The organism is Streptomyces sp. DSM 116793, assembly GCF_057320905.1.
On sequence record NZ_CM170494.1, the window covers coordinates 6,812,507 to 6,838,136 of the forward strand.

20 protein-coding genes and 1 riboswitch are annotated in these 25,630 nt (G+C 72.3%); of the genes, 13 read left to right on the top strand and 7 right to left on the bottom strand.

Going from position 1 to position 25,630, the window contains the following annotated elements; genetic code table 11:
* The first annotated feature begins 129 nt into the window (after window positions 1-129).
* From ACSMXW_RS26810 to ACSMXW_RS26860, 11 genes are all read left to right on the top strand, one after another.
* Complete coding sequence (locus ACSMXW_RS26810; protein WP_485800009.1) at window positions 130-1,083, top strand: ABC transporter ATP-binding protein; 954 nt, start codon at window positions 130-132, stop codon at window positions 1,081-1,083.
* Window positions 1,084-1,086: 3 nt separating this feature from the next.
* On the top strand, window positions 1,087-1,869 hold the full coding sequence (locus ACSMXW_RS26815) for an ABC transporter permease (protein WP_485800011.1): 783 nt from the start codon (window positions 1,087-1,089) through the stop codon (window positions 1,867-1,869).
* A gap of 417 nt (window positions 1,870-2,286) precedes the next feature.
* Window positions 2,287-3,549: a sensor histidine kinase gene (locus ACSMXW_RS26820; RefSeq protein WP_485808328.1), complete on the top strand. Its 1,263-nt coding sequence runs from the start codon at window positions 2,287-2,289 to the stop codon at window positions 3,547-3,549.
* A gap of 511 nt (window positions 3,550-4,060) precedes the next feature.
* Complete coding sequence (locus tag ACSMXW_RS26825) at window positions 4,061-4,702, top strand: response regulator (RefSeq protein WP_485808329.1); 642 nt, start codon at window positions 4,061-4,063, stop codon at window positions 4,700-4,702.
* A 189-nt stretch (window positions 4,703-4,891) separates the two neighbouring features.
* Window positions 4,892-6,055 carry a L,D-transpeptidase gene (locus ACSMXW_RS26830; RefSeq protein ID WP_485808331.1) on the top strand — a complete coding sequence of 388 codons (1,164 nt, stop codon included), beginning with the start codon at window positions 4,892-4,894 and terminating at the stop codon, window positions 6,053-6,055.
* Window positions 6,056-6,437: 382 nt separating this feature from the next.
* The gene (locus ACSMXW_RS26835; RefSeq protein WP_485800012.1) at window positions 6,438-7,688 is read left to right on the top strand and encodes a L,D-transpeptidase; all 1,251 of its coding nucleotides are present in this window, start codon (window positions 6,438-6,440) and stop codon (window positions 7,686-7,688) included.
* Window positions 7,689-7,971: 283 nt separating this feature from the next.
* Window positions 7,972-8,739 (top strand): enoyl-CoA hydratase/isomerase family protein, encoded by a 768-nt coding sequence (locus ACSMXW_RS26840; protein WP_485800013.1) that lies wholly within the window; start codon window positions 7,972-7,974, stop codon window positions 8,737-8,739.
* A gap of 227 nt (window positions 8,740-8,966) precedes the next feature.
* Window positions 8,967-9,476: an ATP-binding protein gene (locus tag ACSMXW_RS26845; protein ID WP_485800014.1), complete on the top strand. Its 510-nt coding sequence runs from the start codon at window positions 8,967-8,969 to the stop codon at window positions 9,474-9,476.
* 416 nt (window positions 9,477-9,892) lie between these two features.
* Window positions 9,893-11,098 (top strand): YncE family protein, encoded by a 1,206-nt coding sequence (locus ACSMXW_RS26850; protein ID WP_485808333.1) that lies wholly within the window; start codon window positions 9,893-9,895, stop codon window positions 11,096-11,098.
* A 56-nt stretch (window positions 11,099-11,154) separates the two neighbouring features.
* Window positions 11,155-12,072: a helix-turn-helix domain-containing protein gene (locus ACSMXW_RS26855; protein ID WP_485800016.1), complete on the top strand. Its 918-nt coding sequence runs from the start codon at window positions 11,155-11,157 to the stop codon at window positions 12,070-12,072.
* A 47-nt stretch (window positions 12,073-12,119) separates the two neighbouring features.
* Window positions 12,120-12,335, top strand: coding sequence for an EF-hand domain-containing protein (locus ACSMXW_RS26860; protein WP_485800017.1), 216 nt, complete (start codon window positions 12,120-12,122; stop codon window positions 12,333-12,335).
* 250 nt (window positions 12,336-12,585) lie between these two features.
* On the opposite strand, the gene ACSMXW_RS26865 is transcribed toward ACSMXW_RS26860, so the two are convergent.
* Window positions 12,586-13,443: an ABC transporter ATP-binding protein gene (locus ACSMXW_RS26865; RefSeq protein WP_485800019.1), complete on the bottom strand. Its 858-nt coding sequence runs from the start codon at window positions 13,441-13,443 to the stop codon at window positions 12,586-12,588.
* 140 nt (window positions 13,444-13,583) lie between these two features.
* On the bottom strand, window positions 13,584-14,141 hold the full coding sequence (locus ACSMXW_RS26870) for a GH25 family lysozyme (RefSeq protein ID WP_485800021.1): 558 nt from the start codon (window positions 14,139-14,141) through the stop codon (window positions 13,584-13,586).
* Between the two features lie 534 nt (window positions 14,142-14,675).
* Between ACSMXW_RS26870 and ACSMXW_RS26875 the strand changes: the two genes are divergently transcribed.
* The gene (locus tag ACSMXW_RS26875; protein WP_485800023.1) at window positions 14,676-17,051 is read left to right on the top strand and encodes a glycosyl hydrolase family 95 catalytic domain-containing protein; all 2,376 of its coding nucleotides are present in this window, start codon (window positions 14,676-14,678) and stop codon (window positions 17,049-17,051) included.
* Window positions 17,052-17,180: 129 nt separating this feature from the next.
* Here ACSMXW_RS26875 and ACSMXW_RS26880 read toward each other — a convergent pair whose 3' ends face one another.
* The 5 genes from ACSMXW_RS26880 to gcvT form a co-directional block, all read right to left on the bottom strand.
* Window positions 17,181-18,494 (bottom strand): glycosyltransferase, encoded by a 1,314-nt coding sequence (locus tag ACSMXW_RS26880; protein WP_485800025.1) that lies wholly within the window; start codon window positions 18,492-18,494, stop codon window positions 17,181-17,183.
* 324 nt (window positions 18,495-18,818) lie between these two features.
* Window positions 18,819-20,186 carry an L-serine ammonia-lyase gene (locus ACSMXW_RS26885; protein ID WP_485800027.1) on the bottom strand — a complete coding sequence of 456 codons (1,368 nt, stop codon included), beginning with the start codon at window positions 20,184-20,186 and terminating at the stop codon, window positions 18,819-18,821.
* A gap of 481 nt (window positions 20,187-20,667) precedes the next feature.
* Window positions 20,668-21,960 (bottom strand): serine hydroxymethyltransferase, encoded by a 1,293-nt coding sequence (glyA, locus tag ACSMXW_RS26890; protein ID WP_485800028.1) that lies wholly within the window; start codon window positions 21,958-21,960, stop codon window positions 20,668-20,670.
* A 115-nt stretch (window positions 21,961-22,075) separates the two neighbouring features.
* Window positions 22,076-22,453 carry a glycine cleavage system protein GcvH gene (gene gcvH / locus ACSMXW_RS26895; RefSeq protein ID WP_485800029.1) on the bottom strand — a complete coding sequence of 126 codons (378 nt, stop codon included), beginning with the start codon at window positions 22,451-22,453 and terminating at the stop codon, window positions 22,076-22,078.
* A gap of 163 nt (window positions 22,454-22,616) precedes the next feature.
* Window positions 22,617-23,810 carry a glycine cleavage system aminomethyltransferase GcvT gene (gene gcvT, locus ACSMXW_RS26900; protein ID WP_485800030.1) on the bottom strand — a complete coding sequence of 398 codons (1,194 nt, stop codon included), beginning with the start codon at window positions 23,808-23,810 and terminating at the stop codon, window positions 22,617-22,619.
* 165 nt (window positions 23,811-23,975) lie between these two features.
* Window positions 23,976-24,069: riboswitch (glycine riboswitch) on the bottom strand.
* A gap of 543 nt (window positions 24,070-24,612) precedes the next feature.
* Here gcvT and ACSMXW_RS26905 point away from each other — a divergent pair.
* On the top strand, window positions 24,613-25,323 hold the full coding sequence (locus ACSMXW_RS26905; RefSeq protein WP_485808334.1) for an AAA family ATPase: 711 nt from the start codon (window positions 24,613-24,615) through the stop codon (window positions 25,321-25,323).
* Window positions 25,324-25,630 lie beyond the last annotated feature (307 nt).

The following is a 25,630-nucleotide window of genomic DNA, read 5'->3' on the forward strand; positions in this document are numbered from 1 at the left end:
CGCCGGTCTCGCGGCGAAGTCGTACCGGCCTGCCGTGAGGTCGTATCGGCGTATCAGCCGATCGGACGATGGGTGGCTCTGGCGTGATGGGCGATGTGGGCGTGGGCCGCCCGCCGGGATCCTCGAAGCATGCCGAACACGCCTGCCCCGCACCACACGCCGGAAGCGCCCGGCGGCTCAGGCCCGCGCCCGATCATCGACGTGCAGGCCCTCACGAAGTCGTACGGCGGCCGGAGAGTCGTCGACGGAGTCTCGTTCGCCGTCGAGGAGGGCGAGATCTTCGGAATCCTGGGGCCGAACGGCGCGGGGAAGACGACCACGGTCGAGTGCGTCGAGGGCCTGCGCGTCCCCGATTCCGGCCGTGTCCGGGTCGCCGGCCTCGACCCGGCCGCCGAGCACGACGCGGTCACCCGGATCCTCGGTGCCCAGCTCCAGGAGAGCGAGTTGCAGGCCAAGCTCACCGTCCGCGAGGCCCTGGAGCTGTACGCGGCCTGCTACCCCTCGCCGGCCGACTGGCGCCCGCTCGCCGAGCGGCTCGGCCTCACCGGCAAGCTGGGCACCCGTTTCGGAAAGCTCTCCGGTGGCCAGAAGCAGCGGCTGTTCATCGCGCTCGCCCTGATCGGCAATCCCCGCGTCGTCGTCCTGGACGAGCTGACGACCGGCCTGGACCCACGCGCCCGGCGCGACACCTGGAAGCTCATAGAAGAGGTGCGGGACAGCGGCGTCACCGTCCTGCTCGTGACGCACTTCATGGAGGAGGCCCAGCGGCTCTGCGACCGGATCGCCGTGATCGACCGCGGCCGGATCGCCGCCCTGGACACCCCGTCAGGCCTGATAGGCCGCGCCTCGAGCTCGACCGTGATCTCCTTCACGCCCTCCTCCCCTCTGGAGGAAGCCGTGCTGGCCGCGCTGCCCAAGGTCGCGTCCGTCCAGAGCAAGGACGGCCGGATCACCCTGAGCGGCACCGACGAGACGGTCAACGCGGTCGTCACCCTGCTGGCCCGCCGGCACATCACCGCCTACCAGCTCCGCGTCGCCGACGCCACCCTCGATGACGCCTACCTCGACCTGACAGGAGCCTGAAGCATGAGCACCACCACCGCCCACGCCCCCGCCCGGCCGGGCGCCGCGCGTCCCTGGCGCGCCGTGCTGAGGGCCGAGTCCAGGCTCTTCGGGCGCGAGCCGTCGGGCGTCTTCGGGATCCTCGGCTTCCCCACCCTCCTGCTGGTCGTCCTCGGCTGCATCCCGTCGTTCCGGGAGCACGATCCGGGCCTCGGCGGCATCCGCCTGGTGGATGCCTATGTGCCGGTGTCGGTGCTGCTCTCCATGATCGTGGCCGCTCTGCAGGCGATGCCGCCGGTCATCACGGGCTACCGGGAGCGCGGCATCCTGCGCCGTATGTCCACCACCCCCGTGCGCCCCGGCACCCTGCTCGGTACGCAGATGGGTCTGCACGGCGCGGCGGCCGTGGTCTCCCTGCTGCTCTCCCTCGCGGTGGGCCGTCTCGCCTTCCATGTTCCGCTGCCCCGGCAGGCGTTCGGGTACGCCCTCGCCCTGCTGTTCGCGGTGCTCGCCGCCCTGGCCCTGGGAGCCCTGGTCTCGGCCCTCTCCCGCACCTCGAAGATCGCGAGCGGGATCGGGTCGGCGGTGTTCTTCCCGATGATGTTCTGCGCCGGCGTCTGGCTGCCGGTGCGCGCCATGCCCGACACCCTGGCCCGGATCGTCGAGCTCACCCCGTTCGGGGCGGCGGCGCAGGCGCTCGACCAGGCCGCCGCCGGCGGCTGGCCGTCGTCGGCACACCTCGGTGTCCTCGCGCTGTGGGCCGTCGTGCTCCCGGCGGCCGCGTCCCGCTGGTTCCGGTGGGAGTGAGGTCCCATGACTGCCGACCTGGCATGGGGGACGGCACCCGCGGGCCCCCTGGGTCCGATCGGGTCCGTGCCCCAGACTGACCTCATGGCGAGCTGCACGAGGACCGCGGACCCGGGGCGCGGTGCGGACACCGGCCGTGGACGTACCGACGGTGGGCACTCCGGTGGCGGGTGCACCGGCGGTGGACACCCCGGTCTCGCGGAGGCGGGCGGTGGGGGGACCGGACCGGCGGAGGCGGGGCCGGCGGAGGCCGGGCGTGCGGGACCCGGCAGGTTCTCCGTGCCGCGGACCACCGCCTCCCGGGGCGAGCCGGCCGTCGGCGGGGTCCCGGTGGCCGTGAGCGCGGCGCCGGCCATCGGCTCGGCGGCCGGAGCGCAGCGCATCAGCGCGGTGGCCGGAGCGCAGCGCATCAGCGCGGTGGCCGGCGTCGGCCGTGCCAGCGCGGCGGTCGAGCGCCGCTGGGCACAGGTCAACCGCTCGGGCTCGCTGGTGCTGCTGATCGCGGGCGTGCTCGTGTCGGTGGCCACCAACCACGTCGCCATGACCCCCGGCAAGCGGGTGGCCGCCGTGCCGCTGGCCTGTGCCGCGCTCGCACTCCAGCTCTGGTGGCACAGGACGGGCGCCCTCCACTCCGTCCCGTCCCGCACCTCGGCCCGCTACTACGCCGTCCGGTGGGCGTTGGGCTTCGCCCTCTCCTGGATGAACCCCTTCATGTCGCTCTACGCCGTCTCGGGCTACTACGGGGCCGAACGGCTGCTGCATTCCCGGCACCTCAGGCTCGGCCTGATCGCGACGGCGGTCACCATGGCGGGCGCGGAGGCCGGCGGGCTGCCTCCCGAGGCGCCGGTCGAGTGGTTGCTGTTCGGCACGATGCTCGGCTTCAACGCCGTCCTGGTCATGATCTTCAACCAGCTGGGCGTCAAGGAGGAGGAGCGGAACCGCCTCCAGGCCAGCACCATCCAGGAGCTGGAGAGTGCCAACACCCGCCTCCACCAGGCGCTCGACGAGAACGCCGCCCTGCACGCCCAGTTGCTCGTCCAGGCGCGGGAGGCCGGCGTCGCCGACGAGCGGCGGCGGCTGGCGGCGGAGATCCACGACACCATCGCCCAGGGCCTGACCGGCATCATCGCCCAGTTGCAGGTCGTCATGGGCACCAAGGACCCGGACCTGGCCCGGGAACACCTGGAGCAGGCCGCGAAGCTCGCCCGGCACAGCCTCGGTGAGGCCCGTCGCTCGGTGCAGAACCTCGCCCCGGCGGCCCTGGAGCACGACACCCTGCCTCAGGCGCTCGAGAAGACCGTCGCCGAGTGGGCCGCCCGTGAGGAGGTGCCCGCCGCGTTCACCGTCACCGGCACCGCCCAGCCCCTGCACGACGAGGTCGAGGCCACCCTGCTGAGGATCGCCCAGGAGTCCCTGACGAACGCGGCCAGGCACTCCGCCGCCACCCGGGTCGGCGTCACCCTCTCCTATATGGACGACGAGGTGACCCTGGACGTCCGCGACGACGGCCGCGGCTTCGACCCCCGGGCCCTGCCGCCCCGCTCCGGCACCGGCGGCTTCGGGCTCGCCGGGATGCGCGCCCGGGCCGAGCGGATAGCGGGCACCCTCTGTGTGGAGTCCGAGCCGGGCCAGGGCACGGCGGTGTCCGCTCGCGTACCGTTGGTACGCCATGACCGATGAGATTCGCGAGCAGGGCCCGGGGGGCGGCCCGGCCGCCGGCGCCCCGCGCGGCACCGGCGGCCGGGGGAGCGGCGATGCGGTGGACGGCCCGGCAGGTGCGCGTCCGGCGGCGGACGACCCGACGGGCGCACGTCCGGTCGCGGACGGCCCGACGGGCGCACGTCCGGTGGCGCACGACCCGGCGGGCCCCCGTCCAGCGGCCGCCACGGGACCCGACGCCGTACCGCCCCGACGGACCCTGCCACAGCAGCCCGGGCCACCGGCCGCGACCCCCGGCCGGGGGCGGGGGGCCCTGATCCCCGCGCAGACAGCCGCCGCACCCGCCGCGGGCCCGGCCCGGGGGACCGGCCACCGCGCGGCGGGCCCCGCAGGGGCGACCGCCCCACCCGCGGTGGACGCCCGGGCACCCGTGCCATCGGCCGCCGGCCCCGGCACGGCGCCGCCACCGGGACGGAAGAGCACGGGCGTCGGGGTGCCGCCGGGCCCCCGCACCCCGGAGCCCGTCGCGGCGATCAGTCTGCTCATCGTGGACGACCACCCGGTCGTACGGAACGGCCTGCGCGGCATGTTCGAGTCGGTGTCGGACTTCACCGTGCTGGGCGAGGCGGAGAACGGCACGGTGGCGGTCGACCTCGTCGAGAGTCTCGACCCGGATGTCGTCCTGATGGATCTGCGGATGCCGGGCGGCGGTGGTGTCGACGCCATAAAGGAACTCGCCCGCAGGGGTGCGCGCGCCAGGGTGCTGGTGCTCACCACCTACGACACCGACTCCGACACCATCCCCGCGATCGAGGCGGGTGCCACCGGCTACCTGCTGAAGGACGCCCCGCGCGAGGAGTTGTTCACCGCCGTCAGGGCGGCCGCGGAGGGCCGGACGGTGCTCTCGCCCGCGATCGCCTCCCGGCTGGTGTCCGCGGTCCGCGCGCCGTCGCCGGCCCCGGGGAACGGGACGCTCTCCGCCCGGGAGCGCGAAGTGCTCGCCCTGGTGGCCAAGGGCACCTCCAACCGCGAGATCGCCCGTGTCCTGTTCATCAGCGAGGCCACCGTCAAGACCCACCTCACGCATATCTACGCGAAACTCGACGTCAGCGACCGTGCCGCGGCGGTGGCGGTGGCCTACGACCGGGGCATCCTGGGCGCGGCGGGCGGATGAGCCCACCCCCGGGGCGGTGCGGCCCGGGGCTCGGGGCCGGGCTGGGCCGAGCGGGTGTCGCCCTCTTCGGTGGTCCGGCCGGGCACATGGGGGGCACCCACGTTTCCCCCGGGGGCGCCCGTCGTTGGGTCAGGCGTGATTCGCGTAGTCATTCGCGTAGTGAGGCGCGCGCCGCGCGCAGGAGTCGTACTGGCGGCCGTGCTCGGCGGGGCCGGACTGCTGGTCTTCGCCGCCGGATGCGGCGCGGGCGAACTGTTCGGCAAGCCGCGTTCGGCCGCCCAGGCCATCGCGGTCACGCCGGCCGACGGCAGCAGGAAGGTCGCGCTGGGCCGGCGGATCGGCGTACGGGTGCGGAGCGGGCGGCTGGAGTCGGTACGGGTCGTGCGGTACCAGGACGCCCAGCGGTTCCCGGTGCCCGGCCGGGTCGCCGCGGACGGCCTGTCCTGGCGGCCCACGGGGAGCGGCAGGCTGGCGGCGGCCGCGCGGTACACCGTCGACGCCGTGGCGTTGGACGGCCACGGTCGCCGGGCGGCCCGGCACGTCTCCTTCCGCACCCTCGTCCCGGACCACCGCTTCATCGGCTACGTCACCCCGCAGAACGGCGCCACGGTCGGCACGGGAATGATCGTCTCGCTGGAGTTCAACCGCCCGATCCGCGACAGGGCGGCCGTGCAGCGCGCGGTCCGAGTGGTGGCCCGTCCCGCGGTGCCGGTGGCCCCGCACTGGTTCGGCGACGACCGCCTCGACTTCCGGCCCGAGCACTACTGGAAACCCGGTACGCGGGTCAGGGTGGAGCTGCGGTTGCGGGACGTGGCGGCGTCGCCGGGCGTCTACGGGCTCCAGCACAAGACGATCACCTTCACGGTGGGCCGCAGCCAGGTGAGCCGGGTCGACGCCGCCGCGCACACCATGCAGGTCCGCCGCGACGGACGGCTCATCGGCACGCTGCCCATCACCGCCGGCGCCCCGAAGACCACCACGTACAACGGCAAGATGGTGGTCAGCGAGATGCTGGCGGTCACCCGCATGAACGGCCGCACGGTCGGCTTCGGCGGCGAGTACGACATCCCCGATGTGCCGCACGCCATGCGGCTCACATCCTCCGGCACGTTCCTGCACGGCAACTACTGGGCCCAGGGTGTCTTCGGCACCGACAACGTCAGCCACGGCTGTGTGGGGCTGCGCGATGTGAAGGGGGGAAGCTCCAGCACGCCGGCGGGATGGTTCTTCGAGCGCAGCCTCGTCGGGGACGTGATCGAGGTGGTGAACTCCGCCGACCGCCTCGTCGACCCCGGCAACGGGCTCAGCGGCTGGAACATGAGCTGGCGCCAGTGGCGCGCGGGCTCGGCCTGACAGGCAGAGGCCACCCGGGCATCCGCCCCCCGGCTCGCGTGAACCCCGCGGCGCCCCGGCGCGCGCCCGCGCCCGTTTCCCACGGACCCCGGCGCAGAGGGGGCATCCCTTCCGTGCGGGTACTCCGCCGCCGGTGGGTCGCTCGCGCACTCCCCGCGCCCCCGGTGAGTGCCGCCGGCCGTGCGGGGCCACCTCGGCGCCCCGGAAGGGGGCGCGAGCCGCACAACCCGTCGGCGCACGGCGAACCTCTCAACTCCCCTGTTGAGACTGAACGGTGACCATCGCGGGGAGCCTCGAAGCAGGCCGATGTGATTAATTGACGGCCAAGTGCGCGGCATGCGCGGGGAGTGAGTCTGGTCAGGCGGGCGAGGGGAGATTCATCGTGGAGGGGCGACCGACAACGGGGGCATCGGCGGGCGCGCGGCGGGGCGCCCGCCGACGACTCGGGCGCCGGAGCCGCACCGGCCCCTGGGCCCTGCTGCTCGGCACCGCGCTGCTGCTGGTCACCGCCTGCGGGGGCGGGGACTCCGGGGACGGCGACAAGAACGCCAAGGACGCCGGCAAGCCGCCCGTGCCGAACGCCGTCGTGACGATCAGCCCGAAGGACGGCGCGGCCGCCGTGGACACCACCGGCGCCCTCGAGGTCACCGCGACCGGCGGCCGGCTCACCGACGTCAAGGTGCGGGACGCCGAGGGCCACCCCGTCGACGGCGCCCTGGCGGGCGACGGCAGGAGCTGGCGCCCCGAGGGCCACCTGGCCTCGGACACCACCTACACCGTCCAGGCCAGCGCCAAGAACCCGGAGGGCCGCGCGACCTCGCGGAAGTCCACCTTCACCACCCTGAAGCCCGAGAACACCTTCGTCGGGATCTTCACCCCGGAGGACGGCTCCGAGGTAGGCGTCGGCATGCCCTTCTCGCTGCACTTCACCCGCGGCATCACGCACCCGGAGGACGTCCGGAAGAACATCCGGATCAGCACCGAGCCGGCCGTGCCCGTCAAGGGCCACTGGTTCGGCAACGACCGCCTCGACTTCCGCCCCGAGCACTACTGGAAGCCCGGCACCAAGGTCACCGCCACGCTCGACCTCGACGGCGTGGAGGGCCGGCCGGGCGTGTACGGGACCCAGGCCAAGTCGGTGACGTTCACCATAGGCCGCGCCCAGGTCTCCACGGTCGACGCCAAGAAGCACATGATGACCGTCGAGCGGGACGGCAAGGTCCTCAGGAAGATCCCGATCACCGCGGGCGGCCCCGGCCACACCACCTACAACGGCCAGCTGGTGATCAGCGAGAAGTACCGGGTGACCAGGATGAACGGCGAGACGGTCGGCTTCGGCGGCGAGTACGACATCAAGGACGTGCCGCACGCCATGCGCCTGTCCACCTCCGGCACCTTCATCCACGGCAACTACTGGGCGGGCGGCGCCTTCGGGAACTACAACGCCAGCCACGGCTGCGTGGGCCTGAAGGACGTCAAGGGCGCCTGGGACAAGAAGCAGCCGGCCGCCTGGTTCTACGACCACTCCCTCATCGGCGACGTCGTCATCGTCAAGAACTCCAAGGACAAGCAGATCCAGCCGGACAACGGTCTCAACGGCTGGAACATGTCCTGGGCGGACTGGACGAAGTAGCCCACGGAGCGAAGCGGCCCATGGCGTGGGCATGCCGCGCCGCGCCCGCGGGTACGGCATGCCCCACCCGAGGCACGGGGCACGGGGTCCGAGGCACGGGGCACGGGGTCCGAGGCACGGGGCACGGGGTCCGAGGCACGGGGCACGGTCCCCAACCGCGGCCCGGCGCCCGCTCGCCCCGGCCCCCGGCGCGACCTCACCCCCGGCCCGGCCCTCGCCCGGGCCCGCGCACTCGCCGGGGCCCCGGCCCCCGCCGCCGTTAACCGCCGCTAACCTGCTCTGCATGACTGTGCATCTCGAAGTCGCCGACGCGGTCGGCGTGCTGCGCCTCGACCGGCCGCCCATGAACGCGCTGGACACCGCCATGCAGGACCGGCTGAAGGAACTGGCCGAGGAGATCACCGACCGCGCGGACATCCGCGCCGTGGTGATCCACGGCGGCGAGAAGGTCTTCGCGGCCGGCGCGGACATCAAGGAGATGCAGGGGATGGACCACGCGGCGATGGTCGTCCGCTCCCGTGCCCTGCAGGACTCCTTCACCGCGGTCGCCCGGATCCCCAAGCCGGTGGTCGCCGCGGTCACCGGCTACGCCCTCGGCGGCGGCTGCGAGCTGGCGCTCTGTGCCGACTACCGCATCGCCGCCGAGGACGCGCGGCTGGGGCAGCCCGAGATCCTGCTCGGCCTGATCCCGGGCGCCGGCGGCACCCAGCGCCTCGCCCGGCTGATCGGCCCCTCGCGCGCCAAGGACCTGATCTTCACGGGCCGTCATGTGCGCGCCGCCGAGGCGCTCGCGATCGGCCTGGTGGACCGGGTGGCGCCCGCTGGCGAGGTGCTCGAACAGGCGCACGCCTGGGCGGCCGGGCTCGCCAAGGGCCCGGCGCTCGCGCTGCGCGCCGCCAAGGAGGCCGTGGACCGCGGCCTGGAGACGGACATCGACACCGGTCTCGCCATCGAGCGCAACTGGTTCGCGGGCCTGTTCGCCACCGAGGACCGCGCGCGCGGTATGCGCAGCTTCGTCGAGGAGGGCCCGGGCAAGGCACAGTTCAGCTGAATGCCTCTTTCGGGTTATCCGATCCGGTTACGGGAGACATGCCCGAAGCGCCACGAGCGCGCTCGGTCACATTCCGAACGCATACGGTAACAGCAGGTCAGTGGCCGCGATTCGGGACTCCGTATGTCGCTGGCACATGCTGTATGACTACCCGTTCGCGGTGGACTGCTCCGGGGTGATTCCCGCGAACGGCCCCGGAGGGTGCTCCGGGCGGCCATGATGGGGGCATGGCGGGGCTGGAGGGTGTCGAACAGCCGCGGCGGCACGCGAGTGCGACCGCGGCACGCTGGTCACCGGCGGTCGAGGACGAACGGGCGCTTGAGGCGCTGGAGCTGTTCGGCAACCCCGCCGAGACGGAGGTGCGGCTGCCGTCGCGTCCGGAGTCCGCGGCCACGGCCCGCCGGCTCGCCCAGGTGGTCGTGCTGCGCCAGTGGGGCCTCGGCCCGAAGGTCACCGAGGAGACGGTGCTGCTCGTCTCCGAGCTGGTGGGCAACGCCGTCCGGCACACCGGCGCACGGTGCTTCGGGCTGCGCATGCGGCTGCTGCGTGGCCGGGGCTGTCTGCGGGTGGAGCTGCGCGACCCCTCGCGCGGCCTGCCCTGCCTGATGCCCGTGCACGAGCTGGACGTCTCGGGCCGGGGGCTGTTCCTGGTGGACCAGCTCTCCGACCGCTGGGGCGTCGACCTGGAACCGCACGGCAAGGCCACCTGGTTCGAGATGCGCCTCCCGGAACGCTGACGGTTGCCGGCGCGTGCCGGTGTGCCGGTGTGCCGGCGAACGCAGCAGCCCCCGCTCGCCTTCTTGGGGCGCGCGGGGGCTGCTGTCGGGGTGCCGCGGCTCTCGGGGGATGGTGAGCCGCGGCCGTCTGCGGAGCGCCACCGCGTGGGTGGCGGCGCTGTCTTCGACTATGGCAGGCCATGCCCGTTGCGCCAAAAGAACCATTCACGCAATGCGGGGCGCAAGCCCCAAGACGTGCGTGCAATCCCAGGTGAGATACGCCACTTGCCTGCGAAAGCCCGGTCGATGGCCCGGTTTCGGATCGATCGCCATCCGCCGCCCCGGCGTGTCGGGCGCCGCCGGATTGCCGTCGGGCGACGTCGGGCATGACACCGATGCCGGAACACATCTCGCCGAGCGGAGCGTTCGGGGTGAATCTGCTGTATGTGTACCGATCCTTCATCAGACGCGTCGGCGCCCTGCTGGGCTGCACCCTGCTCGCCGCCCTCGCGGGCTGCGGCACGTCCTCCGGCGAGAAGGGCACCAAGGAGCGCGGTTCCGCCACGCCGACCCCGGCGGCCGCCCGCACGTCCGCGGCCCCCGCGCCCGTGGACGGGCTGCCCGGCATGCCTCCGCTGCTCGACCCGAAGGACGTGTACGCCGCCGATCGTCCGAACAGGCTCTCGCCCGTGGTGCGGGACTTCCCGACCCGGGTCTACGTGCCCAACACCAACTCCAACACCGTCTCGGTCATCGACCCCGCGACGTTCCGCGTCACCGAGACCATCAAGGTCGGCGAGCAGCCCCAGCACGTCGTGCCCTCCTGGGACCTCAGGACACTCTGGGTCAACAACGACCTGGGCAACTCCCTCACTCCCATCGACCCGAAGACCGGCAAGGCGGGGCAGCCCGTCGACGTGCACGACCCCTACAACCTCTACTTCACGCCTGACGGCAAGTACGCCGTCGTGATGGCCTCGCGCGACCGCGAGCTGGTCTTCCGGGACGCGCACACCATGGCGGTCAGGAAGACCGTGCCGGTGACCTGCGCCGGCGTGAACCACGCCGACTTCTCCCCGGACGGCAGGTACTTCATCGTCTCCTGCGAGTTCTCGGGCGAGCTGCTCAAGGTCGACACCGCGCGGATGGCCGTCGTCGGCCAGCAGCGGCTGCCGCTGGAGGGGGCGATGCCCCAGGACGTCAAGATCGCACCGGACGGCGGCGCCTTCTACGTCGCCGACATGGAGGCGGACGGCGTCTGGATCCTGGACGGCAGAACCTTCGGCAAGCCCACCCTGCTGCCCACCGGCCAGGGCGCCCACGGTCTCTACGTCAGCCGCGACTCCAGGCGGATGTACATCACCAACCGCGGCGAGGGCACCATCTCCCTGTTCGACTTCCGGCAGCACAGGCTCACCGGGAAGTGGCGGCTCCCGGACGGCGGCAGCCCCGACATGGGCGGCGTCTCCGCGGACGGCAAGGTGCTCTGGCTGTCCGGGCGCTACGACTCCGAGGTGTACGCCATCGACACCGGCACCGGCGCCCAGCTCGCCAGGATCCCCGTCGGCAGCGGACCGCACGGCCTCGCCGTCTACCCGCAGCCGGGGCGCTACTCGCTCGGCCACACCGGCGTCTTCCGCTGACGCGGGGCACCGTGGGGCTTGAGTCTCCACCGGCTGGAGGGCCCAGACTCCTCAGCATGATCGATGACGGCACGCAGCTGCTCACCATCGGGCAGCTCGCCCGGCGCACCGGACTGCCGGTGCGCACCATCCGCTACTGGTCCGACGAGGGCGCCCTGCCGCCCGTCGCCAGGTCGGAGGGCGGCTACCGGCTGTACGACGCCGCGTCCGTCGCCCGCCTCGAACTCGTCCGCACCCTCCGCCAGCTGGATCTGCCGCTCGCCGACGTGCGCAGGGTGCTGGCCGGCGAGGTGACGGTCGCGCAGGTCGCGGACGCCCATGTGGCGGCGCTCGACGCGCAGATCCGGAGCCTGCGGATCACCCGGGCCGTGCTGTCCACCGTCGCACAACGCGGTTCGACCGCGGAGGAGATGACACTGATGAACAGACTCGCCCGGCTCTCCGCCGCCGAGCGGCAGCGGATCATCGACGACTTCGTCAGCGAAACCTTCCGGGACCTGGACACCGTCGACCCCGACATCCGCGAACGGATGCGCCGGACCTCCGTGGACCTTCCCGACGACCCCACGCCCGAGCAGGTGGACGCCTGGGTCGAGCTGGCGGAACTCATGCAGGACCCGCAGTTCAGGGCCATGATGCGGCGCATGATCGCGTTCAACGCGCAGGGCCGCACCGAGGACACCCCGCCCGGCGCCTCCGTCTGGTTCGCCAAGCGCCTGATCCAGCTCGCCGGTGGGGCACGGCAGCGCGGTATCGCACCGGAGAGCCCGGAGGCCGCCGCCGTCCTGGACGAGCTCCTCGGCGCGGACGGCGACCGGGCCGCCGTCCTGGAGCGCCTGGAGGCCGGCACGGACGCGGATGCCGCCCGCTACCGGGAACTGCTCGCCAGGGTGGCCGGCCGGCCTCCCGTCCCCGACCACCGCGAGGAGTTCGCCTGGGTGGCCGCCGCACTCCGCCACCAACTCGGCCGCTAACCTGGCTCGGACAGCAGTCCAGGCAGTGAGAAGGGGCGGAGATCCCGGTGGCGGACATCGAGGCGGCACGCAAGGCGTTCGAGCGGTTCGACGCGGATGGGGACGGGTTCGTCACGGCGGCCGAGTACAAGAGTGCGATGGCGCAGATGGGGGACTTCCATGTCACCGAGTCCGTGGCCGAGGCCGTGATTTCGGCGCAGGACGCCAACGGGGACAAGTTGTTGTCGTTCGACGAGTTCTGGGCGAACCTGAACAAGTCGTAAGGGACCGTCCTGGTTCGGCGGTGAGCCCGTCCGGGTGTCGTCCTCAGGCGCCGGACGGGCTTTCGTCGGCCTTCGGGCTCGTCCTCAGGCGCCGGACGGGCTTTCGTCGGCCTTCGGGCTCGTCCTCAGGCGCCGGACCGGCTTCATCGCTTCCCGGACCGGCATTCATCGGCCGCCGGACACGCGTTCATCGCCCCGCCGGACGGCCTTGCATCGCCCGCGGTACCGGATGGGTTCTCCGTACCCGTCCTCATGCCCCGCTCTCCACGCGCCTGGCCCGTACCGTCCAGCGGCCGTCGTGGCGGGTGAGGCGGACGGGGTGGGCGAAGCAGGCGCTGACCTGGTCGCTGGTGAGTACCTCGGTGACCGGCCCGGACGAGAGGGTGCGGCCGTCGCGGAGCAGCATGGCGTGGGTGGTGCCGGCCGGGAGTTCCTCCAGGTGGTGCGTGACCAGGACCGATGCCAGGGCGGGATGGGCCGCGGCGAGGGAGTCGAGGCTGTCGATGAGCTGCTCGCGGCCCGCCACGTCCAGGCCGGTGGCCGGCTCGTCGAGGAGCAGCAGACGGGGGCTGGGCATCAGGGCGCGGGCGATCAGTGCCCGGCCGCGCTCGCCCTGGGAGAGCGTCGGCCAGCGGGCCGCCGCGCGGGCGCCGAGGCCCAGCGTGGCGATGAGGCGGTCGGCCCGCTGCTCCTGCTCCGGCGTCGGGCGCCAGCGCGGCAGCCGCTCCACCGTGTTCGTCAGACCGGTCAGCACCACCTCGCGGACCGGGAGCGGCGAGCGCAGCGGATGGCGCGGATTGACATGGCCGACATACGAGCGCAGCTCGCGCAGGTCGACCCGGCCCAGTGTCCTGCCCAGCACCCGCACACTGCCCTGAGTGGGGTGCACCAGGGCGCCCAGCAGGCTGAGCAGGGTGGTCTTGCCCGCGCCGTTGGGCCCGAGCAGCGCCCAGTGCTCGCCCGGCCGCACGGTGAGCGAGACGTCCTGGAGGATGGGCCGGCCGTCGCGCACCACCTGTACGTCTCGGGCGTCGAGGACCGGCGCGGGCGGGGCCGCGAGGGCGCCGGCCGCGGAGGCCGGCTCGGGAAGCAGACCGGTGAACGTCATGGTCGGCAGCCTAACGTCGGGTGGTCCACCGCCCGCGAGCCGCATCCCTCCTGCCGGGGCGAGCCCCCTTCCTCCTGCCGGGGCAGCCCATCCCCCTGCCGGGCGAGTCGCATCCCCTGCCGGGCCCGCCCGGCCTCGCCCTACTGGAGCGACGTCGCCCAGTCCCGCAGGGCCGCCGCGCTCTTGAAATCCGCCACGTTCTTGTCGAGCGGGGTGCTGCTGTACTGGTGAATGGTCCAGTTGGCCTTGATGCGGGGCTTTCCCGCGGTGACGTGGTCGGCGATCCACAGGCCGTCTCCCGCGTAGGAGGTCGTGTCGTGGTTCAGCCAGAAGTCGCGGTTGCAGTACAGCATGACTCTGTGTGTCGGGCGCAGCCGCTTCACCTCCCTGATGAACGCGTCCTTCTCGGCATTGCTCGCCGCCGTGCCCTCACCGGTGTACTCCCAGTCCGCGGCGAGCAGATCCTCCTCGACCGATGCGCACTTCTCGACGAAGTACGCCGCCTGTGCCTTGATGTTGCCGGGCCACAGGAAATGGTAGAAGCCGACCACGCACCCCGCGTCCCGCGCCTTCTTCGCCTGGTCCGCCTGTTTCGGGTTGATGTACGACCGGCCTTCCGTGGCCTTCACGAAAACGAAATCGAGGCCGTCCGTGTCGAATGAGGACTGGTAAGAACTGACGTCGATGCCGTGCAGCATGCGCAACCGCCTTCCGAATACCGCGTGAGCGAATATCTCTGCCTCTGGACGTTCCCTGCACACGGCGCGCCGACCCTTTTCCGCCGGGCGATGAAGCCGCACGGTGTCCTGCACCCCGTCTCTGCGCCCGGGCGTGCCACCGTGAATACGCCCCCCGGCCGCCGCGCGCTGCCGTGTGCCGCCGCACGCCGCCCTCATCGCCCCTGCCGCGCCGTCCGACGAGCGTAGGCACAGAAGGCTGTCACTCTCCATTCTTTCCATGTCGTGTCGATGGGCCCGCACTTCTGGAAACCGCTGGACATCCGATGATTAGGGAGTGCCCCTCGAAGGTCGAACGCCACCACGGCCGCCGGCACTTGGAAATGGGAATCCGACTTCCTGGATAGGTGTTCTGAGGCTTGACCCCCCATAAACCTCCGATGTTAACTGCCTGTTGCTCCGATGCGTCTCACTGCCCCGCAGAGCCGCCCCGCGCGGGCAGAACGAGCGCCCAGGTTGTTTCCGCCCCCCTCACAACCCCTGGGAGTAACCCCGATGAGAATCCCCAGACTCGTCGCCTCGCTGGTCGCCGCGGTCTGCGTGGCGGCGACCGGCGCCGGCGTCCCCGCCTCGGCCGCCCCACCCCGCCCCGCCTCGGCCACCGACGCCGCCTTCAGTACCGCGTCCGGAGCGCTCGACGTGGACTACGGCCGTTACCTCTCGAAGCACGACATCGTCTACAACCGGCCCAACACCGACCCCAGGTACGGCCTCACCGTCGGCAACGGCCGGATGGGCGCCATGGCCTGGCAGCAGAACGGCCTGACCATGCAGGTGTCGGGCGTCGACAACTCCCAGCAGAGCGCCTTCGGCGGCGGCCTGGTCGACCTGCGGACCACGCCCGCCATGGAGGACGGCTACTCCCGCTACGAGCAGCGGCTCTCCCTCTACGACGGCACGCTGACCACCCGCTACGACGACGACCGCACCGTCACCGTGCTGGGCGCGCCCGGCTCCGAGGTGATGGGCATCCATGTGGAGGACGGCAGGAGCGACGTCTCCGGGGTCACCCTGGACCTCGGTCTCTGGGACGTCAGCCGGCTGGGCAACAGCGGTGACGTGCCGAACCTGGAGACCTGGAAGACGGTCAGGACCTACGCCGACGCGGACAGCGCGGGCTTCAGCCGCGGCCAGGACGATCCCCAGGGCTTCGGCTACACCCTCGCCGCCACCGTGGAGGGCGCCGCGTACACCACACAGGTCGTGGACGGCCGCACGGTACGGCTGAGTATCACGCCCGCGCACAGCTACACCGTCTGGTTCACCACCAGCAGCCGTAAGGACGTTGCTGACCACGACTCAGTCGCCCAGGCCAGAAGGGCGTTGAGTCAGATAAGGAGCGCCGGCTACGCGCGCACCCTGGACGCGTACCGGAACTGGTGGCACGCGTTCTGGCAGAAGTCGTTCGTGCAGTACTCCGACCAGTCCGGCGCGGCGGACTACATGGAGAACGTCTACTACCTGAGCACCTATATGATCGCCGCCGGCGGGTACGGCGACTATCCGTTCCACTTCATCAACGGCGTCTTCCGCTCCACCGGGGACGACACCAAGTGGAGCAACGCCTACTGGTACTGGAACCAGCGCGACGTCTACAACTCCTTCCTGGCGTCCGACCACGCCGACCTGATGAACGGCTTCAACCGTCTCTACAGCCGGAACTTCGACGCGCTGAAGGCGTTCACCAAGCAGCGGTACGGTGTCGACGGAATCTGGGTCCCGGAGACCATGGGCTGGGACGGCAACGCCCGCGGCACGGTGAACAGCGACTACACCAAGAACATCTGGTCCTCGGGCGCGGAAGCCGCGTACAACATGTACCTCCAGTACCGGTACACCAATGACACCGGCTATCTGCGGGACACCGTCTATCCGTTCATGCGCGAGGTCGTGAGGTTCTACCAGCAGATGCTGTCCCACGACGACGCGACGGGCCAGTACTACGTGGCCAACTCCAACTCCCACGAGACGTACTGGAACGTGCCCGACGCGATCACGGACCTGGCGGCGGTGCGCAACGTCTTCCCGATCGCCATCAGCGTCTCCCGACAGCTGGGACAGGACGCGGACCTCAGGCCGCGGTGGCAGGACATCCTGGACCACCTGATCGCGTACCCGTCCGACGGCAGCACCTACCTGCCGCACACCCCACCGATCGCGCAGACCCGCAACAACGAGAACGTCGCCGCGGAGCTCGTCTGGCCCTACGACCGGACCGGTATCGGCTACCCCGACCAGCAGAAGGCCATCGACACCTGGCGGGCCCGGCCCTTCCCGTACGGCAACGTCTGGTCCAACGACGCCATCCAGGCCGCCCGCCTCGGCCTCGGCGACGACGCCTTCGACGGCATGAAGACCATGCTGAACAAGTACCAGAACTACCCGAACGGGATGACCAGCAACACCAACGGCGTCTTCGAGTACCTGGGCGTCCAGCTCAACGTGATCAACGAGTCGCTGCTCCAGTCGTACAACGGCAAGATCCGGGTCTTCCCCGCGACGCCGTCCCTGTCGGGCTTCACCGGGAAGTTCACCCTGCTGGCGAACGGCGGCTTCCGGGTGAGCTCCGAGCGCGAGGCCGGCGAGACCGCATACGTCGGCATCAAGAGCCTCTACGGGAACACCACCCAGGTGGTCAACCCGTGGGGCGGCGAGGAGATCCAGGTCCGCAGGGCCTCCGACGACTCGGTGCTGCTGCGCACCACCGCCAAGGAGTTCACCCTGGACGCCGACCCGAACACGGTCTATGTCGTCGAGCGGGTCGGCAAGCCGCTGAGCCAGTACGGCCACACCACCCTCACCGGCACCGCCAACCAGTCCGCCAAGTCCCTGGCCGGGACGGGCTCCACCCTCGGACTGAACGCCTCCTGAGTTCCTCCGGCGCCCCGCCCCGCGACGCCGGCGCGGAAGCGGGCCCGCCCCGGCGGCGTCACGCTGCCGGGGCGGGTTCCTGCCCTGTGCGGCGGGCCGGCCGTTCCAGCGGGTCGGTCCGGCGCCCGGCTACACCTGGGAGCCGGGCGTGGCACCCACCGGCGCCCCGTGCCCGACGAGGTTTTCGAGGTCCGTGGCGACGGACTCGACCTCCGGCAGGGCCAGCATCCTCAGCCGAGCCGCACGGGTCGTGGCGGCGACACCGGCATCGCCGAGGATCGCACGGCAGGTGGCTTCGACGCCGTCCGCCGTGCGGTCGGTGATCTCCCGGCCGAGGCCCAGCTCCTCGACCCGTTTGGCGTTGTGGATCTGGTCGCCGAAGTGCGGGAAGACCGCCATGGGCGTGGCGGTGCGCAGGGACTCGCGGATGCTGTTGAAGCCGCCGTGGGTGATGAACACGTCGACGGACTCCAGCAGCAGCGGCTGCGGCACCCGGTTGGTGAGGTGGACATGGCCGGGCAGGTCCGTCCGGTCGACCGGCAGCCCGCTGGTGGCCACGATGACGTTGCAGTCGTCGAGCCGCGCGACGCCGTCGAGGATCTCGCGCAGGGTCTCGACCGGGTCGGAACCGGGCACGAGGGCCATCGGCGAGGGGGTGCCGGAGTTCGCCGCGGCGTGCCGCATGGGCAGGGCGGTGCCGAGGGCGACGAGCACCAGCGGACGGTCGGTGGGCAGGTCGGCGATCCAGGACGGCAGCACCGCGCGCTGGTCCACCTGGAGCGTCTGCCGGTACGAGAGGGACGCGGGCAGGTGGCGTGCGAAGGAGAAGGCGGGCGGCACGTAGTCGATACGGCCGTATGGCACGATCGACAGCGGGTCGTCCTGCTGCGGCAGGCCCAGCTTCTCGCGCACGGTGTTCAGGCTCGCGTGGATCACCGTGGGGTCTATCACGTTGCCCGCGCCCGAGGGCGTGGCCACATGCGGGATCCCGGTCTCCTCGGAGATCAGGACGGAGCTCATGTCGAGGCCGTCGCGCAGGATCAGATCCGGGCCGAAGTCGCGGACGACGGGCAGGGCGATCTCCCGCAGGCTCAGGGCGAGCGGTCCTGCCAGCGTCAGCGTCATCACCTGCATGATCTTCTGGTGCATGAGCGCGATCTTGTCCTGCGGCGGCAGGCTCCGCCCTGACTCGGCCTGCTGGGGCCGGTGTTCGGTGGGCAGGCCCGAGGTGGTGAGGGTCTCCTTGAACGCCTTCTGGCTGGTCTCACCCGAGATGGTCGGCATGCAGGGCAGCACCTGGAAGCCGTCGGGCTCGAAGACGTCGGTGAGATCAGGGGCCGTGGCCACCAGGACGTCGTGTCCGGCGGCCTTGAGAGAACGGAGCGTGGGGAGTTGGGCGCGCCCGTGCGAGGGGCTGCCGAGTGTGGTGCACAGAACCTTCAAGGACCGGACCTCTCTGTTCGTGCTTCGTCCGTAAATGGCGAGCTTTCGCCGTACGGAAGATAAGTCGGATTCTGCGGCGGAAGAGGAGGTGAGTCGGTTTTGAGCCAAGAAAATGGCTGAAAATAGCAGCGCAAAATGTATTGACCAATTCCACTTTCGCTCTCCGCTGAGCGGCGCATGCGCTGTGTGTGCGCCGTGGCCCCTGCGCCGGGTGCGCGCCGTGTGTTTCCGTGCACCCTTGTCCGGTGTGCGTTCGGTGCCCGGGCCGTGCCCGGCGGCCCGTTCCGGCACACCGTGTGCCCGCCCACCGGGTGCCGGGCCGGCTCAGCACTCGATGATGTTCACCGCGAGCCCGCCCCGGGCGGTCTCCTTGTACTTGACGCTCATGTCGGCGCCTGTGTCCCGCATGGTCTTGATCACCTTGTCCAGGGACACCATGTGGCTGCCGTCGCCGCGCATCGCCATCCGTGCCGCGGTGATGGCCTTCACCGCCGCCATGCCGTTCCGCTCGATGCACGGGATCTGCACCAGGCCCCCCACCGGGTCGCAGGTCAGGCCCAGGTTGTGCTCCATGCCGATCTCGGCGGCGTTCTCCACCTGCCGCGGACTGCCGCCCAGCACCTCGGCCAGCGCCCCGGCCGCCATCGAGCAGGCCGAGCCCACCTCGCCCTGGCAGCCCACCTCGGCCCCCGAGATCGACGCGTTCTCCTTGAAGAGCATGCCGATCGCGCCCGCCGCCAGCAGGAACCGGACCACTCCCTCGTCGTCCGCGCCCGGCACGAAGTCCAGGTAGTAGTGCAGCACGGCCGGGATGATGCCCGCCGCGCCGTTGGTGGGCGCGGTGACCACCCGTCCGCCCGCGGCGTTCTCCTCGTTCACCGCCATGGCGTACAGCGTGACCCACTCCATGGCGCGTGTCGCGGGGTCGCCCTCGGCGCGCAGCTGCCGCGCCAGGGTCGCCGCCCTGCGGCGCACCTTGAGGCCGCCCGGCAGGATGCCCTCGCGGGAGACGCCGCGCGCCACGCAGTCGCGCATGGTCGCCCAGATCTCCAGCAGCCCGGCGCGCACCTCGTCCTCGGTGCGCCAGGCGCGCTCGTTCTCCAGCATCAGCGAGGAGATGGACAGGCCCGTCTCCCGGGTGAGCCGCAGCAACTCCTCACCGGTGCGGAACGGGTACTTCAGAACGGTGTCGTCGAGCTTGATGCGGTCCGCGCCCAGGGCGGACTCGTCCACCACGAACCCGCCGCCGACCGAGTAGTACGTCTTCTCCAGCAGCGCGGTGCCCGCTTCGTCGTACGCCCACAGGGTCATGCCGTTGGCGTGGCCCGGCAGCGCCTTGCGGCGGTGCAGGACCAGGTCCTTCTCGGCGTCGAAACGGATCTCGTGGTCGCCCAGCAGCCGTATGCGCCGCTCGGCGCGGATCCGCTCCACGCGGGTGTCCGCGCTCTCCACGTCCACGGTGCGCGGCGAGCAGCCCTCCAGGCCCAGCAGCACCGCCTTGGGGGTGCCGTGTCCGTGCCCCGTGGCGCCCAGCGAGCCGTACAGCTCGGCGCGCACCCCGGCCGTGCCGGGCAGCAGGCCCTCGCCCGCGAGGCGCCGGGCGAACATCCGGGCGGCCCGCATCGGGCCGACCGTGTGCGAGCTGGACGGCCCGATGCCTATCGAGAACAGGTCGAAGACCGAGACGGCCACGGATACTCCTTGCGGTTGGCGGACGTCGTCGTCCGCCGGGAACACGAACGGTGGGGCGGCGGTGCGCCGCCCCACCACAGCGTACGTTTCACCGGAACCGGTGACGAACCGGGAGGAAGCGCGCTCCACGACGAGACGGTTGGGTCGTCACCGTCCGAAGGTGGCTGTCCCGGTCGCAGCCGGGCCACCGGCGGGTGGGGTGGTTGTGCGCGCTCACGCGGCGGGAGCCGCATATCGACACAGCCCCGTGCCCCCGGGAGTCGGGGCCGCGCCCCGGATAGGGGCGCGGGGAACTGCGCGACAAGCCGCGACGAGTCCGTCGGGTCGTCACCGTCCGAAGGTGGCTGTCCCGGTCGCAACCGGGCCCCCGGCGGGTGGGTGGCCGATCACGCCCACGCGGTGGAGCCGCACATCGACACGGCCTCGTGCCCCCAACCGGTACCGGGGCTGCCGCCGACGGTCACCGCGCCCCCTCGGGGCGCTACGCGCCGAGGCCGGGGTACAGCGGGTGCCGGGCCGCCAGCGCGGAGACGCGGGCCGCCAGCGCGTCCCGGGTCTCCGGGGAGAACGACGGCTTCAGCGTCTCCGCGATGACATCCGCGACCTCACGGAAGTCCTCCGCGGCGAACCCCCGCGTGGCCAGCGCGGGCGTGCCGATGCGCAGGCCCGAGGTGACCATCGGAGGCCGCGGGTCGTTCGGGATCGCGTTGCGGTTGACCGTGATGCCCACCTCGTGGAGCCGGTCCTCGGCCTGCCGGCCGTCCAGTTCGCTGTTGCGCAGGTCCACCAGGACCAGGTGGACGTCCGTCCCGCCGGACAGGACGGACACGCCGGCCTCGGTGACGTCCGCCCTGGCCAGGCGCTCGGCCAGGATCTTCGCGCCCTCCAGCGTGCGCTGCTGGCGCTCCTTGAACTCCTCGCTCGCCGCGATCTTGAAGGCGACCGCCTTCGCGGCGATCACATGCTCCAGCGGGCCGCCCTGCTGACCGGGGAAGACCGCGCTGTTGATCTTCTTGGCCAACTCGGCGGTGGACAGGATCACACCGCCGCGCGGGCCACCGAGCGTCTTGTGCGTGGTGGTGGTCACCACGTGGGCGTGCGGCACCGGGTTCGGGTGCAGCCCAGCCGCCACCAGGCCGGCGAAGTGCGCCATGTCGACCATCAGATAGGCGCCGACCTCGTCCGCGATCCGGCGGAACCCGGCGAAGTCGAGCTGCCGCGGATACGCCGACCAGCCCGCCACGATCAGCTTGGGCCTGGCCTCCTTGGCCTGCCGCTCCACCTCGGCCATGTCGACCTGCCCGGTGGCGTCGTCGACGTGGTAGGCGACCACGTCGTACAGCTTCCCGGAGAAGTTGATCTTCATACCGTGGGTCAGATGGCCGCCGTGCGCCAGGTTCAGGCCCATGATCGTGTCGCCCGGGTTCAGCAGTGCGAACATCGCCGCCGCGTTGGCCTGGGCACCCGAGTGCGGCTGGACGTTGGCGTGCTCGGCGCCGAACAGCGCCTTCACACGGTCGATGGCGATCTGCTCGACCACGTCGACGTGCTCGCAGCCGCCGTAGTAACGGCGACCCGGGTAGCCCTCGGCGTACTTGTTGGTGAGCACCGAACCCTGCGCGGCCATGACGGCCGCCGGGGCGAAGTTCTCGGAGGCGATCATCTCCAGGGTGGACTGCTGCCGCCGGAGCTCGGCGTCGACGGCGGCGGCGACGTCCGGGTCCAGCTCGTGGAGGGGTATGTCGAGAAGCGAGTGGGGCGAGTGAGGCGTCATCAGGGTCCCTAACGCAGTGTTCCGGGCTCTCTCCGGTCCAAGGCCGGAGCGGCCCGCGGGGCGGCCCGGCGCCGGTGCGGGGCACCCGGGCGGAGGCAGGCGGTGGACGGCGGGCTCAGCCGGCCGAGAACTCGGTGTACTCGTCGGCCGAGAGCAGGTCGTCCGGCTCCTCGGTGACGCGCACCTTGAAGAGCCAGCCGCCCTCGAACGGCGCGGAGTTCACCAGCGAGGGGTCGTCGACCACGTCTTCGTTGATCTCGGTGACCTCGCCGCTGACCGGCGCGTACAGATCGCTGACCGACTTGGTCGACTCCAGCTCGCCGCAGGCCTCGCCCGCGGTGACCGTGGAGCCGGCCTCGGGGAGCTGGGCGTAGACGACGTCGCCGAGGGCGTTGGCCGCGAACTCGGTGATGCCGATCGTCGCCACGCCGTCCTCGGCGGGCGACACCCACTCGTGCTCCTTGCTGTAGCGAAGCTGCTCGGGGTTGCTCATGGGGTGAATTCTCCTGTACGCGGGGGAGTGCTGATGAACGGACCGTCTCGCGATGCAAGACGGGGCGCGTGGGCCCGGTCACGGTCGCGCCGGGCGGAGACAGGGCGCGGGGCGGGCCGAGGGAGCGCACGGGGTCGGGAGCGCGCCGCCGGCTGCCCGCGGATCACTTCTTCCGCTGGTAGAACGGCAGGGCCACCACCTCGTACGGCTCATGGCTGCCGCGGATGTCGACCGCCACGCCCGGCGTGCCCGACGCCGCGTGCTCCGCGTCGACGTAGGCCATCGCGATCGGCCTGCCCAGCGTCGGCGACGGGGCGCCCGAGGTGACCTCGCCGATCACCGTACCGTCCGCGGCGGCCACCACGGCGTAGCCCGCGCGCGGCACCCGGCGGCCCTCGGCGACCAGCCCGACGAGCTTGCGGGGCGGGGCGCTCTCGGCGCGCCGGGCCGCCTCCTGGAGCGCGGCGCGCCCCACGAAGTCACCCGGCTTGTCGAACTTCACCACCCGGCCGAGGCCCGCGTCGAAGGGCGTCAGCGCGGTGCTCAGCTCGTGCCCGTACAGCGGCATGCCCGCCTCCAGGCGCAGCGTGTCCCGGCACGACAGGCCGCACGGCACCAGGCCCGCGCCCGTGCCCGCCTCGGTGAGCGCCGCCCAGAGGCGCTCGGCGTCCCCGGGCGCCACGAACAGCTCGAAGCCGTCCTCGCCGGTGTACCCCGTACGGGCGATCAGCGCGGGGACGCCGGCGACGGTGCCGGGGGCGCCCGTGTAGTACTTCAGGTCCGCGAGCGGGACGTCGGTGAGCGGGGCGAGGATGCCCGGGGAGGCGGGGCCCTGGACGGCGAGCAGGGCGTAGGCGTCGCGGTCGTCGCGCACCACCGCGTCGAAGCCGGCGGCCCGCTCGGTGAGCGCGGCGAGGACGGTTCCGGCGTTGGCGGCGTTCGCCACGACCAGGTACGCGGGGGACTCCCGGGGCTCGGGGGCCGCCTGTCCCGTGGCGGGCTGCGGCGCCGTGCCCGGCCGGCCGGCGGCGAGGTGGTAGACGATCAGGTCGTCCAGGATGCCGCCGTCCGCACGGCAGATCATCGTGTACCGCGCGCGGCCCGGCTTCAGGGCGCCGATGTTGCCGACCAGGGCGTGGTCGAGCAGGGCGGCGGCGCCCGGCCCGGTGACGGTGATCTCGCCCATGTGGGAGAGGTCGAAGAGACCGGCGGTGGTCCGCACGGCCTGGTGCTCGTCGCGCTCGCTGCCGTACCGCAGCGGCATGTCCCACCCGGCGAAGTCGGTCATGGTGGCGCCGAGCGAGCGGTGCACCGCGTCGAGAGCGGTGCGGCGGGACTGGGGGGCGTCATGGGGCATGGCTGGCTCCCGGGGGCAGAACAGGGCGGACGAGATCGGTCCTCCCCCTCTGTCATCGGAACCTGAGAGGTTCGCCGAGAGCCCCGTCCCGCAGGAGACGTCCGGGCGTCCTGGCTTGCACCTTGGGTGGGGCCGCCGGTCGGGCGGCCCGCTTTCCAGAATTGCCTCACCCGCGCGGTACGGGGCCTGAGAGATTCAAGGGAGGACTTGCTCCTTCGGCGCCCCGGCCGATGGCCGGAGGCTCTCCCGCGCGGATTCAAGCGGCCGGTATGCAGTTGGCGCGCACATCATCGCACGGCGCGCGCTCCTCCACGCCCCCAGGCGTGGCCGGTAAGCCCGGCAGGCTTGGCCGGTGCGCCCGGCAGGCGTGGCCGGTGCCCCGTCAGGGGGCGCGAGGCGAATCGCGCGGCGCGCTGGGGAGTGCGTGCTCCGAGTGGGGTGAACCGGGTTCACGGGCCGCGGTGCGACGTCGGCGCTTCGGTGAGCAGCCGCGGTGCGGCTCGGGCCGGTGCGACGGCGGCCGGTCGGCCCTCCTTCGGGGTGCGAGGGCCCGCGTGTGATCGGTGGGGGCCGTGCGACACGCGCGGAGCGCGCTTGTGGACGGGGTGCCGCCATGTGTCGCATTACCGTTTCTTTGCACTTGACGACGGGCAGACCACGTACCAGCCGGCCCGGACAGACACAGAGGGCCGGGACAGCTTGGGGGAGGCCGATCACGGTGGACGGTCCGATCACGGCACGCGGCGCGCACGCCGGGGATGGAGGGGGCGCCCGGCGCGCGCTGCTCCAGGTGCCCCGTGCGCTGCCCGCCCAGGGTGCCCCGGGCGCCGTCCCCGGGCCGGGCACCGCGTCCGCCCCGGATACCGCACCGGCCCCAGGCGCCGCACCCGCCTCGGGTGGCGCTCCGGGTGGCGCGCCCTTCCCGGGCGTCGTGCGGGATCTGCGGGGGTGTGCCGGCCACGGTCCCCGGCGGTTGTCGTTCGCCGCGGGCGACCTCGTCGTGGTCTCCGGGCTGCCGGGGAGCGGCAAGTCCACGCTGATGCGGCGGGCGGTGCCGGGGCCCCGGATCGACTCCCAGGACGCCCGCGAGTGGTGGGCGCGGCGCCTGCCGCGGTGGGTGCCGTATGCGGTCTACCGGCCTCTGGTCCGGGTCTCGCACTATGCGCGGCTGCGCCGCGCGCTGCGCAGTGGCGCGGGGGTCGTCGTGCACGACTGCGGGACGCAGGCGTGGGTGCGGTGGTGGCTCGCGCGTGCGGCGGTGCGGCGTGCCGCGGCTCTGCACCTGGTGCTGCTCGATGTGGCGCCGGGTGCGGCCCTGGCCGGGCAGGGGGCGCGGGGCCGCAGGGTCTCCCGGTACGCCTTCCTGCGGCATCGCAGGGCGGTGGGGAGGCTGGTGCGGGGGCTGACGGCCGGGCGGGTGCCGCGGGGCTGTGCGTCGGCGGTTCTCCTGGATCGGGCTGCGGCCGACGACCTGTGCGCGATCGGCTTCGGTGCGGTGCCCGCACGGTGGTGAGCCGACCCTCCGGGGTCACCCCCGGTGGGGTGCGCCGGTTGTTCTCCGGACCTCGGCGCGGCCGCCGGTCGCTCGCGCCCCACCCGGCGGAGCCCGCATGGACGCGCCCTGCGCCCATTCGGCGCCCCTCGATGGGGTGGTGCCGGTTGTCTGAGGACCACCAGCCCAGTGGGTGGTTGCCCGCGCAGTTCCCCGCGCCCCTTCAAGACGGGGCTGCGCCCCGACAGGTCGCACGGCTGGTCCTGGGGACACCTCCCACGCCCCGGGCACTGGGCCCTGGGGGCGCCGAAGGCGCCGGAAAGGGGCG